Here is a 17,016-nt window from a genome sequence, read left to right as displayed (position 1 = left end):
AAGGATACCCCAGTAGGGCGGGGTCGGCCATGCCCGGCCCCGCCTGCGAGCCGCTTCGAGGAGAAGAACATGAGCGAACGTCCCGACCCCCATCGCGAACATCGCCTGCGTGAAGGCTATGAGCGGTTGCTGGCCCGGATGCAGGAGGGCGCCCGCGACCTGACCTGGGAAAACCTGCAGCGTGAACTCGACGAGGCGGTGGAGTTCGAAGCCGACCTCGAGGAGTTCACCAAGGATGAGCTTTCCCTGCTCCGTGCCTGGGTCGAGCGTGACCTGGTTGACATGCGCCGCTACCTGCATGCCGGTGGTCGCAGTGTTGCCACCTGGCTAGGAATCGATCTCGACCAGCTGTCGCGCCGGGTGGTGGAGTCGCTGCTTTCCATTGCCGACCGGAGCATCGTCGACAACGAGCGTCTGAAAGATGATCTGGAAGCGGCCCGTGCCGATTATTGCGAAGGCGAAGTGGCTGCCCCGGGCCGCATGGCCTGCGTCCACTGCGACGCCATGGTGGAACTGGAGGGCGTGACGCGCATTGAACCCTGCCACCAGTGTGGGCATCGCTATTTCTATCGCGTTTCCGAGTAAACGCGTTCGAAAGGAGGAGGGTGCCCGGGCGGGCTACCCCATTCGGTCCAGCAGCAGAATGGCAGCTACCGCCAGGCCGCTCATTACCAGCGCATAAACCAGGTTGTGTTTCATCATGCGGTAGCCGCTGACGCCGTAGCGCCCCTGCAGCGAGAGGTTGATTCCGGACAGCGGCCCTACCGAGGTGCCGACCGCCCAGGAGGCCAGGGCCGTGAAGGCGAACAGGGTCTGACGGTCTGCTCCCAGGTCGAGCATCGAAGCCAGTACCGAGACGCCGATAATGGGATGCAACCCGATGATGGCGCTGGCAACGATGGCCAGAAAGCTGAAGATCGCTTCCCTTGCGCCAAAGTGGTCAAACAGTGTCCATTCGCTGCCGGTTGCGGCGGCAATGGCGGTGGAGAGGCCGAGCGTCAGCAGGCCGGCCGACAGGAACAGTGCAATCTCCCCGCGCATGGCGGGCAATCGCACCAGGGTATGCTGACGAACGCGATACAGCGTCCAGCGAGGGCCGGCGGGCAGGTTGCTGGCCAGTGCCACTGCGGGCAGCAGGAAGGTAATGATGCTGACGATGCCAAGCTGGGGTGTCAGGCGATAGTGAAACAGCATCACCAGGGCGGCCATGGCCAGTGGCATCAGCAGGCTGCGTGGAGAAAGCGAGAACCCAGCCACCTCGGCGAGATCGAAGCGACGCGATAGCTCGAAGGTAGTCAGTGCCCCGCTGAGCAAAGCAAGCGGCAGGCCGATGGCCAGCACCCGGGAGTACTCCAGTGCCGGGGCCAGCGTCATCACCACCCCCATGGAGGCGAAGAAGGGCGACCAGAGGGCAGCGCTGGAGAGCCCCCGGTTGAGGGCCAGCAATTGCGGCGTGGTCAAGGGGCCGCGTCGAGCCAGCCGATCACCGATCATGAATACGGTCGATAGATTGAGGATGGTGCCGAGCATATGAACGCCCAGCCAGGTGCCAGCGGTGCCGCGTCTCCCGGTGACAGGTCTTCCCAGCGGCCGCTTCGAACCGCTGCGGTTGCCGATCAGCCCGATGAAGCTGACCCCCACCAGCATGGCGACCACATAGGTATTGCCATCCAGTATCGCCGGCCAGGCAATGGCGGCATCGAAGCGCAGTCGAGCCAGTGCCAGAAGCCCCACCCCGATGACGGTGAGTGCCCCTGCCTGCCAGCGCGTCCGGCGGGGCGTGTCGCGCCACAGCAGTGCCGTTGCCAGCCAGAATGCGTAGCCAACCAGATGGGATAGCGGCAGCAGATCGACGAAGCCCAGGATCTGCAACAGTAGGCCTAGCAGGATCAGAGTCCCGGCCAGTTTGTGGCGCAATGAAGGTTCGGTTGATGAAGGTTCGGTCGATGAAGGTGCGATCGATGAAGGCGAGTTCACGTCGGCTGGAGGCTCCGTCTCGAAAGGCTGATCCACAGTTTAATAAGCAGTCTAACAAGATTCCTGCATATCAGTCCCGGCTAGCTTCGTCACGAGCGGCTTCCAGCAGGCCAAGCATCGCCCTGGCGGCATTGGAGAGGGTTCGGCTCTTGTGCATCAGATAGCCCAGGGAGCGATGGATAGGCGGATGATCCACCTCCAGCTCATGCAGCTCACCGGCCACCAGTCGTTCCGGTAGCAGACTCCAGCCCAGGCCGATGGCGGTCATCATCTTCAGCGTCTCCAGATAGTTGGTGGAAAGTGCTACCGGCAGTTCGAGACCGGTGGCGGCGAAGCGAGACTCGATCAGTGTGCGGGTGAAGGTCAGGGGGCCGGGCAACACGGCATCGAAGGCACATAGCTCGTGCAGCGAGAGCCGCCCGCGTCCGGCCAGAGGATGGTCGTGGGCGCAGACGAAGCACATCCGATCATCCCATACCGCCACCACGTCGAGCTGTGGGTCCGGGTGTGGTGCTAGCGTCACCACGGCGAGCTCCAGCTCACCGTCGAGCACCCCCTGGTAGGCCTGCTCGGAATCGAGAAACTGCAGGTCCAGGCGTACATTCTGATGCTTTCGGGTATAGGCCTTGAGCAGCGGTGGCAGGCGGTGAAGGCCGATGTGGTGGCTGGTGGCGAGCGTCAGGCTGCCGGCTACGTTGCCGCCAAGATTGACCAGCGCCCGTCGGCTGTCGTCCACCATGACCAGGATCTGCCGGGCGCGCGGCAGCAGGATTCGCCCGGCTTCGGTCAGCGTGACGCGGCGGCCGATGCGGTCGAACAGGCGCGCGTTGATCTGGTCTTCCAGCGTGGCGATGCGCTTGGAGACCGCGGGCTGGGTCAGGTGCAACTGCTCGCCTGCCCGGGAGAAACTGCCGCTGTCGGCCACGGCGAGAAAGGCCTGAAGGCTCTGGGTATCCACGGGCTTCCCTTGTTGAAGTGATGTCTTCCAATTGGTATTCCAGTATGGAATCCAATGAATAAATAACATGAATTGCTTTTATGATGGAGTCGGGCAAGACTGGCTGTCAATCGGCCAATCTATGCTGGCAGGGGCTTTGCCGGCGACAAGGTCTTCGAGGGGGCGCTGTAAATCCATCCCTGGACGCTACATTTGCCATCCATGGCAAATGACCCCCTCTCCGACCTGTCCCCGGCGCCCCTTGGCTAGCGATGCTGCAATGGCCACCTGAAGCAGAACGTCAATACAAGACCGGACAGGCAAAGGGCCCCAGAGCCCGGGAGAACGATATGGCAGGCCAGACACTCTACGACAAGCTGTGGTCGCAGCACCTGGTGAAGGAGCGCGACGACGGCACCGCGCTGATCTACATCGACCGCCAGTTGCTCCACGAGGTGACCTCGCCGCAGGCCTTCGAGGGCCTGCGCCTGGCCGGGCGCAAGCCATGGCGTCTCGATGCCAACCTGGCCACGCCCGACCACAACGTGCCGACGACGCTCAAGGAGCGTGCCGAGGGCAACGCCGGCATCAAGGATCCGGTGTCGCTGATCCAGGTGCAGACGCTGGATGACAACTGCGTAGAGTTCGGCATCGAGGAGTTCAAGATCAACGACCCGCGCCAGGGCATCGTCCACGTTGTGGGACCGGAGCAGGGCGCTACCCTGCCGGGGATGACCGTGGTCTGTGGTGATTCCCATACCGCGACGCATGGCGCCTTTGCGGCGTTGGCGCACGGCATCGGCACCTCCGAGGTCGAGCACGTGCTGGCCACCCAGTGCCTGCTGGCCCAGAAGATGAAGAACATGCAGGTGCGTGTCGAGGGCAAGCTGGGCACGGGTGTCACCGCCAAGGACATCGTGTTGGCGGTAATCGGCAAGATCGGCACCGCTGGCGGCACAGGCTATGCCATTGAATTCGCCGGCAGCGCGATTCGCGACCTCTCCATGGAGGGGCGCATGACCGTGTGCAACATGGCCATCGAGGCCGGTGCCCGGGTCGGTCTGATCGCGGTGGACGATACCACCATCGACTACCTCGGCAACCGGCCATTCGCCCCGACCGGTGAGCAGTGGGACGCCGCCGTTGCCGATTGGCGCAACCTTGTCTCCGATTCGGACGCCGACTTCGACAAGGTGGTGGAGCTCGATGCCGCCGAGATCGAGCCGCAGGTCAGCTGGGGCACCAGCCCTGAAATGGTCACGGGTATTTCCGGCGAGGTGCCCGACCCGGCCGAGGCTGGTGACGACACCGTGCGTCGCGGTTACACCCGCGCGCTGGAGTACATGGGGCTGGCGCCGAAGCAGAAGATCACCGACATTCGGCTCGACAAGATATTCATCGGCTCCTGCACCAATTCGCGCATCGAGGACCTCCGCGAGGCCGCCAAGGTGGCCAGGGGCAAGAAGGTGGCCGACTCCATTCAACTGGCCATGGTGGTTCCGGGCTCGGGCCTGGTGAAGCGTCAGGCCGAGGCCGAGGGCCTGGACAAGATCTTCATCGAGGCCGGTTTTGAATGGCGCGAGCCGGGCTGCTCCATGTGCCTGGCCATGAACGCCGACAAACTCGGCGCCGGTGAGCACTGTGCTTCCACTTCGAACCGCAACTTCGAAGGGCGCCAGGGCTACGGCGGGCGCACCCACCTGGTCAGTCCGGCGATGGCCGCCGCCGCCGCGATTGCCGGACACTTTGTCGATGTGCGTCGATTGGATGCCCATCCCGCAGCTGAGGAGGCCTGAGCCATGAACAAGTTCGAACGTACCGAAGGCCTCGTCGCGCCGCTGGATCGGGCCAACGTCGACACCGACCTGATCATCCCCAAGCAGTTCCTCAAGTCGATCAAGCGCACCGGTTTCGGTGTCAACCTGTTCGACGAGCTGCGCTATCTCGATGAGGGCTATCCCGGCCAGGATATCTCGGCGCGCTCGCTCAACCCCGATTTCGTGCTCAACCAGGCGCGCTACCAGGGCGCCAGCGTCCTGCTGACGCGGCGCAACTTCGGCTGCGGCAGCTCCCGCGAGCACGCCCCCTGGGCGCTGGAGGACTTCGGCTTTCGTGTGGTGATCGCACCGAGCTTCGCCGACATCTTCTACAACAACGCCTTCAAGAACGGCCTGCTGCTGGTCACACTGGCAGAGGAGACGATCGATCGCCTCTTCGCCGAAGTGGAAGCCAACGAAGGCTATCGCCTCGACGTCGATCTGGAGAACCAGCGGGTGATCACGCCCTCCGGCGAGATCCTTGAGTTCGAGGTCGATGGCTTCCGCAAGCACTGCCTGCTCGAGGGGCTCGATGATATCGGTCTGACTCTCAAGGACGAGGATGCCATCCGCGCTTTCGAACAGCGCCATCGCGCCGCGCGGCCGTGGCTGTTCCGCGAGTCTGCCCGGGCCTGACACGCTTACTCGGCATTCGCCCTCTGCATCTGCCGGAGGCAGTGGGGCTGATCCGGGAATGGATTGACCAACCTAGAATTGTAGGGCGTAGGGGACAGGCCGGAGAGGAGGTCTTTTGCCATGGATGGCAAAAGTAGCGCCCAGGGATGGGTTCACAGCGCCTCCTCGACGGTCCGGCGCTCCGGGGCCTGTCGCCGTACAGCCCGCCGCCATTCGCTAAAGAAAGGCAAGGACAAGGATTGAATAACACATGACACGCAAGATTCTGGTACTGCCGGGCGACGGCATCGGCCCCGAGATCACTGCCCAGGCGAGCCGCATCCTGGCCGCCTGCCAGGCCCGCGGCCTCGACGTCGAGGTGGAAGAAGGTCTGGTCGGCGGCAGCGCCTACGACGAACACGGCGAGCCGCTGCCTGCGGTGACCCTGGACAAGGCCAAGGCCGCCGATGCCATCCTGCTCGGCGCCGTGGGCGGCCCCAAGTGGGACAAACTCGAGGATCTCGCCAAGCGTCCCGAGAAGGGCCTGCTCGGCCTGCGCAAGAACCTCGGTCTGTTCGGTAACCTGCGCCCGGCCATCACCTACCCGCAGCTGGCCTCCGCCTCGAGTCTCAAGCCCGAGCTGGTCGCCGGCCTCGACATCATGATCGTCCGCGAGCTCACCGGGGGGATCTACTTCGGCCAGCCGCGCGGCATCGAGGTACGCAACGGCGAGCGGGTCGGCTTCAACACCTACGTCTACTCCGAGAGCGAGATCGAGCGCATTGGTCGTGTCGCCTTCGAGATGGCGCAGAAGCGGGGCAAGAAACTCTGCAGCGTGGACAAGGCCAATGTGCTCGAGGTTACCATCCTGTGGCGCGAGGTCATGGAGCGCCTGGCGCCGGAGTATCCCGACGTCGAGCTCTCACACATGTACGTCGATAACGCCGCCATGCAGTTGGTGCGTGCACCGAAGCAGTTCGATGTGATGGTCACCGGCAACATGTTCGGCGACATCCTCTCCGATGCCGCGGCCATGCTGACCGGCTCCATCGGCATGCTGCCCTCGGCTTCGCTCAACGAGAGCGGGCAAGGCATGTACGAGCCTTGCCACGGCAGCGCGCCTGACATCGCCGGCCAGAACGTGGCGAATCCGCTGGCCACCATCCTCTCGGTGGCGATGATGCTGCGCTACTCGCTGGACGAGCCGGCGCTGGCCCAGCGCATCGAAGATGCCGTGGGCAAGGTGCTGGACGACGGCCTGAGAACCGCAGATATTGCCTCCGAGGGGACGCGTACCGTATCCACCAGTGAAATGGGTGATGCCGTGCTGAGAGCCTTCGACGCAATTTGATACGAAGGCCGGGGGCTATGCCCGCTATCCTCGTAGATACTGGCGGCATGGGGGCGGATGCCCCGGTATACCTGTCTTGCGGCAGGAGCGGCTAAAAATACCCGGCTCAATTCTGTATAATGGTTGGTTCATACTTTTCTGGAGGACTTCACATGTTGAAAGTCGGTTTCGTCGGTTGGCGTGGCATGGTGGGCTCGGTGCTCATGCAGCGCATGCAGGAGGATGGAGATTTCGACGGCATCGAGCCGATCTTCTTCACTACCTCCCAGGTTGGCAAGTCCGGCCCGGACATCGGCGTCGACGTTCCTCCGCTCAAGGATGCCACCGACATCAATGAGCTCAAGGCATTGGATGTCGTGATCACCTGCCAGGGTGGCGACTACACCAAGCAGGTCTACGGTGACCTGCGTGGCGGCGGCTGGAAAGGCTACTGGATCGATGCCGCCAGCACCCTGCGTATGGAAGACGAGGCGACTATCGTCCTCGATCCGGTCAATCGCAAGGTGATCGACGACCAGCTGGCGCGCGGTGCCAAGACCTTCGTGGGGGGCAACTGCACGGTCAGCCTGATGCTGATGGGCCTGGGCGGCTTGTTCGAGGCCGATCTGATCGAGTGGATGACCTCGATGACCTACCAGGCCGCTTCCGGCTCCGGTGCCAAGCACATGCGTGAGCTGCTCAACCAGATGGGCGCCCTGCGCGACAGCGTCGCCAGTGAGCTGGACGACCCGGCCAGTGCGATCCTTGATATCGACCGCAAGGTGACGGCAGCCATGCGGAGTGGCGATTTCCCGGTCGATAACTTCACTGCTCCCCTGGCCGGTAGCCTGCTGCCCTGGATCGACACCAAACTCGACAATGGCCAGAGCCGTGAAGAGTGGAAGGGTAGCGTCGAGACCAACAAGATTCTCGGTCTGCAGGACAACCCGGTCCCCATCGATGGCCTCTGCGTGCGTATCGGCGCGATGCGCTCGCACAGCCAGGCCTTCACCATCAAGTTGAAGAAAGATGTGCCGATAGATGAGATAGAGGAGCGCATCGCCAAGCACAACGAGTGGGTCAAGGTGATTCCCAACGACAAGGAGGCCACCATCGCTGGGCTGACGCCTTCTGTCGTCACCGGCACCTTGAGTGTCCCGGTGGGTCGCCTGCGCAAGCTGAACATGGGCGGCGAGTATCTGTCCGCCTTCACAGCCGGTGACCAGCTTCTGTGGGGGGCGGCCGAACCGCTCAAGCGCATGTTGAAGATCCTGCGCGAGCAGTGATCCACCGCGTCGACCAGTGATGACGGGGCACCTCCTCAAGAGGTGCCCCGTTTTCATATCCTTTGAAGAAAGCCCGAGGGAAGGGCGGGTATAGGCGAGATACTCTGCGTCCGCACAGACACAGGCTGACGAGAATGTGATACAAATTTCGTATTGGCTTGGTCATCGGCCTTAGAAAAATCAAACGAACTGTTGCTCGTCGGTGACGACGGCTACGCAAGGGAACCTATGAGACGCAAGCTGACAATTGCCATGCTGCTATCGCTGTCGGCCGCTAGCCTTCAGGCGCTGGCACTTGGGGTCGGGGAGGTGGCGGTCCATTCACCGCTCAATGCGCCGTTGCGTGCCACGATCCCGTTGACCGATACCGCTGGTATGGAGTCAAGCTTGCTCAGGGTGTCGGTGGCCGAACCTCGTGAGTTTGAATCCGCAGGGCTGACACGCTCGCCGCTGGCGGCCAGCGTGCGTGCCGCTGTGCAGGTCCGCGAGGGGCAGTTGGTGGTGGAGCTTTTCAGTGAGCGGGCAGTGCGCGAACCCTGGTTGGATCTGATGCTGAGCTTCGAGTGGCCCGAGGGAAGGCAGCTTCGTGAAGTCACCCTGTTGCTGGATCCACCCGATTACGACCAACTGCCGGTGCTGGTCGGAGTGTCGCGCGCGCAGCCTGCTTCCACGGCCGAGCGTTCTGCCACCGAAACCGTGCGGGAGGCGCCGACGCAGCCCGTCGTGACCCAGTCGCGAGACACCCAGTCGGGAGATCCGGCCTGGGTAAGCAGTGGCGATACTCTGTGGGCCGTCGCCGGCCGGTTGCGGCCCGACAGCGGTATCAGCATGGACCAGATGATGGTGGCACTGGTCGAGGCCAATCCGGATATCTTCCCCTCTGGCAACATCAACGCCATGCGGGCGGGGCATACCCTGGTCGTTCCCTCCCGCGACGCGATTGCGGCGCGCTCGTCTCAGCAGGCCGGCGCCGTGGTGCAGGCCATGAACCAGGCCTGGGCCAGTCGCGGCAGCGGCGCGCCTGCAACTGTCCCCTTGGGTACGACCGAGGTCGCCAGTGTCGATGCCGTGCCAGCCGACTCCACCGAGCTTGTCGACACCGATGGCGAGCCCGAGGCGGTATCCGGGGCCGAGGGGGCTGCCGGTGGCTTGGTGGCTGGTGTGGAAGAGTCCGCGGAGCCTCGGCTGACATTGCTCAGCGATGCCGAGCTGGCCGCAGAGGCCGCTTCGGACCCGGCACAATCTGCCGAGGCCGAGGCGGATACGCGCTCCCAGAGCGAAGCTGGCCAGGTGGCATCGACTGAGTCGCAGCTCGATCCCGAGGTGCTGGCTTCGCTCGATGCCGGGGGACTCGTTTCCCAGAACGAAGCGCAACGCCTGGCAAACCTGGAGCGTCGCTGGTTGGAAAGCCAGAATGCACTCGAGGCGGTTCAGGCAGAGCGCGATGCGCTGCAGAATGAACTGGGTGGGCTGCGCAGCGAGGTCGATGCCATGCGCGACCAGTTGGCCACTCTGGTTGCCGGCGGGCAAGGCGTGGATGGCCCCGGTGGAGGGGGCATGGTGCCACCTGGCGGAGAGGCGAACGGGGCGGAGTCGCCCTGGTGGGGAGCGGTCTATCAGGATAGCCTGGACCGCCAACTGATGTTGGGCGGGGCAGGTCTGGCGGCCCTGTTGGGTTTATGGCTGCTGATCCGCCGTCGTCGGTACCGGGAATCGGAGTCGACCAAGGGCTTCGCCACCATGCCCAACGTGACCTACGGGGCGCCGGCTGCGCCCGCGGATGTTCCGCCGGCTTCCCAGGTGACGCCGCCGGTTGTGGCGGGCATGTCCGTTACCAGTTCCGAGCCGGCCGTCGAGTCGCCTGCGCCGATGCCCCAGGCCGAGGCAATCAGCGAGGCGGATATCTTCATGGCCTACGGACGCTACGACCAGGCCAGGGAGAGCCTCCTGGCCGGGCTCGCCCGCGAACCCGACCGGGACGATCTGCGACTCAAACTGCTTGCTGTCCATGTGGAGCAGGGGGACTGGTCAGCGGCCGAGCAGGAGGCCGAGCGGCTTGCCGAAGGAGGCGACCCATCGATGGTGGCGGAAGCCAGCCGACTCATGGCCGCCCGTCGTGCGGCAGCGCCCGACAACGACCAGGGAGTGGGCCAGCCACGGTCCGAATTTGCCGCCGCCAGGGAATTGCCGCCACAGGAATTCGACTCCCTGCTTGACCCACAGAACAGAGCGGCTGAGAAAGGCGGTGAGACCGGGAATGGCAGCGCGGTTGAGAAAGGCGACGGGGTGGAGCAAATCAGTGGCCTAGGCGGCAGTGAGAACGACTGGCCACGGGTCGGCCAGCCCGACGACGATCACCAGTTCCACGCAGCGAATGAGCCGACCCGATTTTCCGAACCGATGACCTCCCTGGAGAACGAAGAGGTTGAGAAAGCTGAGGAGCAGGAGGAGGAGACGAGGAAGGGCGAGTCGTCGCCGGAACAGCCTTCCCGCAGAACCACGGGTCTGGCGAGCGACATGATCGACTATCAGCCACCCACCCTCGACCCTGAGCCGGGTCGGCGTGAAGAGACACCGATGCAGCCGAGTATCGATTTTCCCACCACCGCGCCGGGCAAGGAGGCGGCCGGGGGCGCAGCAGGCGAGCCGGTTGATACGCCGAAGAATACTGCGCGCCCTAACGAGGCGCTCCCGACAGAGGAGGAGTGGGAAGTGGAGGAGGTGGCCTTTCCGCCTCTGGAACGGGATAATGATTACGCTAGCGACACCCGGGCCGGATCCGATGACCTCGAGGAGGCGCGCCGGCTGCTCGAGGTCGGCGCGACCGAGCGTGCGCACGCCTTGCTCAAGCGCCTGCTGGACAGCACCGCCGATCCCGGGCTCCAGGCCCAGGCCCGGGAACTGATCACCCACTATCGACTCTGATGGCCGAATGACCCTCTTTCGACGTCTCGATGAACGTAGCCCCCTCAGCGGCCGCCTGGCCCTGGGGGTGGAGTACGATGGCAGCGCCTACTGCGGTTGGCAGCGCCTCAAGAATGCACCCTCGGTGCAAGCCGAACTGGAGCGGGCGCTGGCGAAGGTCGCCAGCCAGCCGGTAACGGTGCACTGCAGCGGTCGCACCGATTCCGGCGTACATGCCACCCGCCAGATCGTTCATTTCGATCCTCCGGTGCCGCGTTCGCAGAAAGCCTGGGTATTCGGCGTGAACGCCAACCTACCGCGGGACATTGCGGTGCGCTGGGTGCATGAAGTGCCGGACGATTTTCATGCGCGCTTCAAGGCGCTGGCGCGGCGCTACCGCTACATCATCCTCAACCAGCCGAGTCGGCCGGTGCTCGAGAGAGCCAACGTCACCTGGTGTCGTGACCCGCTGGACGCCGAGGCGATGCATCGCGCGGCTCAGACGCTGGTGGGCGAACATGATTTTTCCAGCTTCCGGGCGGCGGGCTGTCAGTCCACGACACCTTGGCGCAAGTTGCATTTCATCGAGGTGCATCGGCACGGACCCCTGGTGGTCGTCGACGTCCAGGGCAACGCCTTTCTCCACCATATGATCCGCAACATCGTTGGCGCCTTGGTGACGGTGGGGCGTGGTGGTCGCGGTGACGATTACCTGGCGGAACTGTTGGCACTCAAGGACCGTTCCCTCTCCGACGTCACGGCCCCGGCCTGCGGCCTGCACTTTGTCGATTCGCTCTATGACGAGATCTGGGATCTGCCCCGGGAACCACTGGGGCCCAACCTGCTGGCGTTCCTGGGCGAGTGGACCGGTGAGCGGGCGCTTCCCGACTGTCCGATGGTCCAGTTCCGTCGAGGCCGGCCGCTGGCTGAGCCGTTCACTCCAGCAGTGCTGGAGGAGACGCTGGTCGAGGAGAAGGCGCCATGAGCGAATCGCCCCAGCACCCCATTCGTACCCGGATCAAGTTCTGCGGGCTGACTCGCGAGCAGGACGTGGATGTCGCCGTGGCTGCTGGCGCCGATGCCCTGGGTTTCGTGCTCTGGCCAGGTAGTCGCCGTTGTGTCGACGATGATCGCCTGGCGTCTCTCGCCGGGCGTGTGCCCGCCTTCGTCACTCGCGTCGGACTCTTTGTCGACCAGCCGCCGGAACGAGTCGCCTACCTGAGCCGCTTCCTTGACCTCCTGCAGTTCCACGGCGACGAACCCCCGGACTATTGCGCTGGTTTCGAGCGTCCCTGGATCAAGGCATTGCGCATGCGCGAGGGCCTCGACCTGCACGCTGCGGCGGCGGCCTATTCCGGTGCCCAGGCGCTGTTGCTGGATGCCTATCGTCCCGGCGTGCCGGGCGGCACCGGGGAGACCTTCGACTGGTCGCGAATCCCCGCAAGCCTGACAAAACCTGTTATTCTCGCGGGAGGTCTGACGCCGGCCAATGTGGCCCAAGCCATTGCCAGCGTGCGCCCCTTTGCGGTGGATGTTTCCGGTGGCGTCGAGGCAGCTCGCGGCTGCAAGGACCCCGAGCTGCTGAAGGCCTTTGCGGCGGCGGTGCATGGTGCCGATGACGGGTGCCGTTGAGCGTCGACCGTATCTTCGTTGTACTTCCCCTGTTCCTACTGGCGACCTTGTGAGGTGTCTTTCGTGAGCAAGTTCAGTGACCTGACCCGACTGCCGGATGCCCGTGGCCATTTCGGCGCCTATGGTGGCCGGTTCGTTTCGGAGACCCTGAGCTTCGCCCTGGACGATCTTGAGAAGGCCTACCTGAGCCTTCGCGACGATCCCCAATTCCAGGCCGAATTCGACTATGACCTGGCCCATTACGTGGGCCGTCCGTCACCGCTCTATCATGCCGAGCGATGGTCGAAGCAGCTTGGCGGGGCGCAGGTCTGGCTCAAGCGGGAAGACCTCAACCACACCGGCGCCCACAAGGTGAACAACACCATTGGCCAGGCTCTCTTGGCCAAGAAGAGCGGCAAGCCGCGGGTGATCGCCGAGACCGGGGCAGGGCAGCACGGTGTGGCGACGGCCACGGTGGCGGCACGCCTCGGGCTGAAGTGCGATGTCTACATGGGCGCCGAGGACGTGCAGCGCCAGAAGCTCAACGTTTATCGCATGCACCTGCTGGGTGCCAATGTGATTCCGGTGGAGTCCGGGACCCGCACGCTCAAGGATGCCATGAACGAGGCGCTGCGCGACTGGGTCACCAACGTCGACGACACCTTCTACATCATCGGCACCGTGGCCGGCCCGCACCCCTATCCCATGCTGGTACGCGACTTCAATGCCGTGGTCGGTCGTGAGGCGCGTCGTCAGTCGCTGGAGGAGTTCGGCAGGCTGCCCGATGCGCTGGTTGCCTGCGTCGGCGGCGGCTCCAACGCCATGGGCCTGTTCTATCCTTTCGTGGAAGACGATGACGTGGTGATGTATGGCGTCGAGGCCGGTGGTGACGGCGTCGAGACCGGCCGCCATGCGGCACCGCTCGCCTCCAATGCGCCCCGTGGCGTGCTGCACGGCAACCGAACCTACCTGATGTCCGACGAGGGTGGCCAGGTTTCCGACACCCACTCGATCTCGGCGGGCCTGGATTATCCCGGCGTCGGCCCCGAGCATGCACTGTGGAAGGACGTCGGGCGGGTCAACTACGTGGCTGCCAACGATAAAGAAGTGCTAGAGGCGTTTCGCGAGTTGACCCGGGTCGAGGGCATCATGCCCGCGCTGGAGTCCGCCCACGCCCTGGCCTATGCCAAGGTGCTGGCGCCGACCATGCGTCCCGACCAGAACATCGTCGTCAACCTTTCCGGCCGCGGCGACAAGGACATCATGACGGTTGCCAAACTCGACGGCATCGAATTCTAAGGGGCTCAAATGAACCGTATCGACCAACGCTTCGCCGCGCTCAAGGCCGATGGCCGTCGGGCGCTGATTCCCTTCATCACCGCCGGCGACCCGGCCCCGGAGTATACCGTCGGGTTCATGCATGCGCTGGTGGAGGCGGGCGCCGACATCATTGAGCTGGGTGTGCCGTTTTCCGACCCCATGGCCGATGGTCCGGTGATCCAGAAGGCCTGCGAGCGCGCCCTCAAGCACGGCGTGCGCCTGACCCATCTGTTCGAGATGGTGCGTGAGTTCCGCCAGACTGACACGGAAACGCCGGTGGTCCTGATGGGCTACCTGAATCCGGTCGAGCGGATCGGCCTGGACGCTTTCGCCGACCAGGCAGCCGCTGCGGGTGTCGACGGTGTGCTCACCGTCGACATGCCCCCTGAGGAAGCCGATGTATTGGGCCCTATCCTCAAGGCGCGTGGGCTCGCCTCGATCTTTCTCGTTGCCCCTACCACTTCCCATGAACGGGCCGCTACAATATGCGGCCATGGCGAAGGCTACCTCTACTATGTGGCCCTCAAGGGGGTGACCGGTGCCGCTACGCTCAATGCAGAGGATGTGGCCGTCCATCTGGCCCCGCTGCGTGAACTGACCGACCTTCCGCTCTGCGTGGGCTTCGGTATTCGCGACGGCGCCTCCGCCGCCGAGGTCGGCAAGGTGGCCGACGGCGTGATCGTCGGCAGCGCGCTGGTCAGCCGCATTGCCGCCAATGCCGAGAACCCGGGCGTCATTGCCGGTGAACTCAAGGCGGTATTGAGTGACATGCGCACGGCCCTGGATGCCCTGAGCGGGCGCTGAAGTCGCCAACCGATTCGATACACGACGCCCGGCTACGCCGGGCGCGACAGCATACGGAAGCCTTTCATGAGCTGGCTTGACAAGATCGTACCTTCCATGGGGCGTATACAGCGCAAGGACCGCCGGGCCAGTGTGCCCGATGGCCTGTGGCGCAAGTGCCCCAAATGCGAAGCGGTGCTCTACCTGCCTGAGCTGGAGAAGCACCACAACGTCTGCCCCAAATGTGATCATCACATGCGGCTGACCGCGCGCAAGCGCATCGACTGGTTTCTCGACAAGGAGGGGCGCGAGGAGATATCCGCGGAACTCGAGCCCGTCGATCGTCTCAAGTTCCGCGACTCGAAGAAGTACAAGGATCGCCTCAGTGCCGCCCAGAAAGAGACCGGCGAGAAAGATGCGCTGATTGCCATGCGCGGTAGTCTGGACGGTCTACCGGTGGTTGTGGTGGCCTTCGAATTCACCTTCATGGGGGGCTCCATGGGGGCCGTGGTTGGGGAGAAGTTCGTGCGTGCCGCTACCCTGGCCCTGGAGGAGCGCGTACCGTTGATCTGCTTCTCCGCCTCGGGCGGCGCGCGCATGCAGGAAGCGCTGTTCTCGCTGATGCAGATGGCCAAGACCTCGGCGGCGTTGGAGCGCCTGCGCGAGGCGGGCGTGCCCTATATCTCGGTGCTCACGGATCCGGTGTTCGGTGGCGTCTCGGCGTCGCTGGCGATGCTTGGCGATCTCAATGTGGCCGAGCCCAACGCCCTGATCGGTTTCGCCGGTCCGCGGGTCATCGAACAGACCGTGCGTGAGAAACTGCCCGAGGGCTTCCAGCGCAGCGAATTTCTGCTCGAGCACGGCACCGTGGACATGATCGTGTCACGCGGCGATATGCGAAACCGGCTGGGTGGAGTGTTGCGCAAGCTGACCCACCAGCCAGCCAGCGGTCTCGACGAGGAGATGCTGGCGCAACCGGACCTGGTCGATATAGCCGAGCAGGTCGAAGAGGTTGAGATCGAGCAGCCCATAGGCTCCGATCCGGCCGGTTCGCAAGACGAGTCACCCGGGGCTGGCGAGCCTGACAGGGAAGATGACCGTTCTGAGCCGCCGCGTTGAACCGGCCGTGACGCGACCCGCCACCTCCCGCCGACTCGAGGCCTGGCTGGCTCAGCTGGAGGCAGCGCATCCCATGGGCATCGATCTCGGCCTCGACAGAGTGTCCGAGGTCGGCCGGCGCATGGGATTGCTTGGTATCACCCTGGCTCGGCGTGTCATCACCGTGGCGGGGACCAACGGCAAGGGCTCCACGGTCGCCATGCTCGAGGCACTGGCCCGAGCGCATGGCCTCTCCACGGCTAGCTACACGTCGCCCCATCTGCTCCGCTACAACGAGCGACTGCGCCTGAACGGGGTGGAGGCCAGCGATAACATGCTGATTGCCGGCTTCGAAGCGGTCGAGGCAGCACGCCTTGACGGCAGCCCCGTCAGTCTCAGTTACTTCGAGGTAGGTACCCTGGCGGCTCTTTGGGCCATCGCAGGCTCGCAGCCGGATCTGGCGATTCTGGAGGTCGGCCTGGGTGGACGCCTGGATGCGGTGAATATCATCGATGCCGACGTGGCAGTGATCACCACCATCGCCCGGGACCATGCGGAATATCTGGGCGATGACCTCGATGGCATCGGACGTGAGAAGGCGGGTATCTTTCGCGCCGGCAGGCCTGCCGTGCTGGGTAGTCGCGACCTGCCGGAGAGCGTCCGCGCGACCGCTGCTGAGCTTGGGACGACTATCGTCGCCATCGGCGACGCTTTCCATTGGCAGGAAGCGGGTCCTTCCGTCTGGTGCTGGCAGGGCGGCGGATGCGCCGCCGCCGGCCTGTCTCTCGATGACTTGCCTGACCCGGGCCTGCCGCTGGACAATGCAGCAACGGCGCTTCAGGCGCTGACCCTGGCCGATGTTGCCCTGGATGTTGTCGCCACTCGGCGTGCACTGGCCGACGTCCGGCTACCGGGGCGGATGCAGTGGCTGGGGCAGTGGTGTCTCGATGTCGGGCACAATCCGCATGCAGCGGCCTATCTGGCAGGGCGGCTTCATGCGATGCCTTGCAAGGGCCGAACCTGGATACTGCTGGGCATGCTGGGCGACAAGGATGCCGATGGCGTGATCGGCGCCTTGGCGGCGGTAGCGGACGCCTGGGTGACAGTGACGCTGGAGGGCGTGCGGGCGCGCAGCGCAGCGGAGCTGGCCGAACACGTTCAGGCAAGTGGCGCGGCTGTGGCCTTCCAGGCGGCATCGCCGGAGGCGGGAGCCGAATGGCTGAGCGGGCGGCTCGCCCCCGAAGACCGAGTACTGGTCTGCGGCTCCTTCTTTACCGTAGGCGCCATTCTGGCATGGATGCAGGCGTAGGTGTGGCTTAGCCTGGGCAGGAGGTCAAG

Annotated in this window: 14 protein-coding genes; 12 read left to right on the top strand and 2 right to left on the bottom strand. The window is 64.4% G+C overall.

Annotated elements, in window-relative coordinates:
* The first annotated feature begins 69 nt into the window (after window positions 1-69).
* On the top strand, window positions 70-585 hold the full coding sequence (locus tag DU505_RS03605) for a zinc ribbon-containing protein (RefSeq protein WP_114477629.1): 516 nt from the start codon (window positions 70-72) through the stop codon (window positions 583-585).
* A 33-nt stretch (window positions 586-618) separates the two neighbouring features.
* Here DU505_RS03605 and DU505_RS03600 read toward each other — a convergent pair whose 3' ends face one another.
* On the bottom strand, window positions 619-1,917 hold the full coding sequence (locus DU505_RS03600; RefSeq protein WP_114477628.1) for a hypothetical protein: 1,299 nt from the start codon (window positions 1,915-1,917) through the stop codon (window positions 619-621).
* A gap of 130 nt (window positions 1,918-2,047) precedes the next feature.
* Complete coding sequence (locus tag DU505_RS03595; RefSeq protein ID WP_114477627.1) at window positions 2,048-2,935, bottom strand: LysR family transcriptional regulator; 888 nt, start codon at window positions 2,933-2,935, stop codon at window positions 2,048-2,050.
* Between the two features lie 329 nt (window positions 2,936-3,264).
* Between DU505_RS03595 and leuC the strand changes: the two genes are divergently transcribed.
* The 11 genes from leuC (at window position 3,265) to folC (ending at window position 16,987) form a co-directional block, all read left to right on the top strand.
* Window positions 3,265-4,710 (top strand): 3-isopropylmalate dehydratase large subunit, encoded by a 1,446-nt coding sequence (gene leuC / locus DU505_RS03590; RefSeq protein ID WP_114477626.1) that lies wholly within the window; start codon window positions 3,265-3,267, stop codon window positions 4,708-4,710.
* A 3-nt stretch (window positions 4,711-4,713) separates the two neighbouring features.
* Window positions 4,714-5,367 (top strand): 3-isopropylmalate dehydratase small subunit, encoded by a 654-nt coding sequence (gene leuD / locus DU505_RS03585; protein ID WP_114477625.1) that lies wholly within the window; start codon window positions 4,714-4,716, stop codon window positions 5,365-5,367.
* Between the two features lie 250 nt (window positions 5,368-5,617).
* Window positions 5,618-6,697, top strand: coding sequence for a 3-isopropylmalate dehydrogenase (gene leuB, locus DU505_RS03580; RefSeq protein WP_114477624.1), 1,080 nt, complete (start codon window positions 5,618-5,620; stop codon window positions 6,695-6,697).
* Between the two features lie 152 nt (window positions 6,698-6,849).
* Window positions 6,850-7,962 carry an aspartate-semialdehyde dehydrogenase gene (asd, locus tag DU505_RS03575; protein ID WP_114477623.1) on the top strand — a complete coding sequence of 371 codons (1,113 nt, stop codon included), beginning with the start codon at window positions 6,850-6,852 and terminating at the stop codon, window positions 7,960-7,962.
* 228 nt (window positions 7,963-8,190) lie between these two features.
* Window positions 8,191-10,887 carry a FimV/HubP family polar landmark protein gene (locus DU505_RS03570; protein WP_114477622.1) on the top strand — a complete coding sequence of 899 codons (2,697 nt, stop codon included), beginning with the start codon at window positions 8,191-8,193 and terminating at the stop codon, window positions 10,885-10,887.
* Between the two features lie 7 nt (window positions 10,888-10,894).
* Window positions 10,895-11,851: a tRNA pseudouridine(38-40) synthase TruA gene (gene truA / locus DU505_RS03565; protein WP_114477621.1), complete on the top strand. Its 957-nt coding sequence runs from the start codon at window positions 10,895-10,897 to the stop codon at window positions 11,849-11,851.
* Window positions 11,848-12,498 carry a phosphoribosylanthranilate isomerase gene (locus tag DU505_RS03560; RefSeq protein ID WP_114477620.1) on the top strand — a complete coding sequence of 217 codons (651 nt, stop codon included), beginning with the start codon at window positions 11,848-11,850 and terminating at the stop codon, window positions 12,496-12,498. The genes truA and DU505_RS03560 overlap by 4 nt, the downstream gene beginning before the upstream one ends.
* A gap of 63 nt (window positions 12,499-12,561) precedes the next feature.
* The gene (gene trpB / locus DU505_RS03555) at window positions 12,562-13,776 is read left to right on the top strand and encodes a tryptophan synthase subunit beta (protein ID WP_114477619.1); all 1,215 of its coding nucleotides are present in this window, start codon (window positions 12,562-12,564) and stop codon (window positions 13,774-13,776) included.
* A gap of 9 nt (window positions 13,777-13,785) precedes the next feature.
* Entirely contained in the window at window positions 13,786-14,601 is an 816-nt protein-coding gene (gene trpA, locus DU505_RS03550; protein ID WP_114477618.1) for a tryptophan synthase subunit alpha, read from the top strand.
* A gap of 66 nt (window positions 14,602-14,667) precedes the next feature.
* The gene (accD, locus tag DU505_RS03545; RefSeq protein WP_245947763.1) at window positions 14,668-15,699 is read left to right on the top strand and encodes an acetyl-CoA carboxylase, carboxyltransferase subunit beta; all 1,032 of its coding nucleotides are present in this window, start codon (window positions 14,668-14,670) and stop codon (window positions 15,697-15,699) included.
* Window positions 15,674-16,987 (top strand): bifunctional tetrahydrofolate synthase/dihydrofolate synthase, encoded by a 1,314-nt coding sequence (folC, locus tag DU505_RS03540; protein ID WP_114477617.1) that lies wholly within the window; start codon window positions 15,674-15,676, stop codon window positions 16,985-16,987. The genes accD and folC overlap by 26 nt, the downstream gene beginning before the upstream one ends.
* The last annotated feature ends 29 nt before the right edge of the window (window positions 16,988-17,016 follow it).

This window comes from Billgrantia montanilacus, assembly GCF_003336675.1.
Taxonomy (GTDB): Bacteria; Pseudomonadota; Gammaproteobacteria; order Pseudomonadales; family Halomonadaceae; genus Halomonas; species Halomonas montanilacus.
The sequence above is the reverse complement of the archived record's forward strand: the minus strand, read 5'-3'. Positions and strand labels throughout refer to the sequence as shown.

Bases quoted from the DNA above. Each gene is read 5' to 3' on its own strand.
- leuC (WP_114477626.1), top strand. From the start codon at position 3,265: ATGGCAGGCCAGACACTCTACGACAAGCTGTGGTCGCAGCACCTGGTG.
- accD (WP_245947763.1), top strand. From the start codon at position 14,668: ATGAGCTGGCTTGACAAGATCGTACCTTCCATGGGGCGTATACAGCGC.
- leuB (WP_114477624.1), top strand. From the start codon at position 5,618: ATGACACGCAAGATTCTGGTACTGCCGGGCGACGGCATCGGCCCCGAG.
- DU505_RS03605 (WP_114477629.1), top strand. From the start codon at position 70: ATGAGCGAACGTCCCGACCCCCATCGCGAACATCGCCTGCGTGAAGGC.
- folC (WP_114477617.1), top strand. From the start codon at position 15,674: ATGACCGTTCTGAGCCGCCGCGTTGAACCGGCCGTGACGCGACCCGCC.
- leuD (WP_114477625.1), top strand. From the start codon at position 4,714: ATGAACAAGTTCGAACGTACCGAAGGCCTCGTCGCGCCGCTGGATCGG.
- truA (WP_114477621.1), top strand. From the start codon at position 10,895: ATGACCCTCTTTCGACGTCTCGATGAACGTAGCCCCCTCAGCGGCCGC.
- asd (WP_114477623.1), top strand. From the start codon at position 6,850: ATGTTGAAAGTCGGTTTCGTCGGTTGGCGTGGCATGGTGGGCTCGGTG.
- DU505_RS03570 (WP_114477622.1), top strand. From the start codon at position 8,191: ATGAGACGCAAGCTGACAATTGCCATGCTGCTATCGCTGTCGGCCGCT.
- DU505_RS03560 (WP_114477620.1), top strand. From the start codon at position 11,848: ATGAGCGAATCGCCCCAGCACCCCATTCGTACCCGGATCAAGTTCTGC.
- trpA (WP_114477618.1), top strand. From the start codon at position 13,786: ATGAACCGTATCGACCAACGCTTCGCCGCGCTCAAGGCCGATGGCCGT.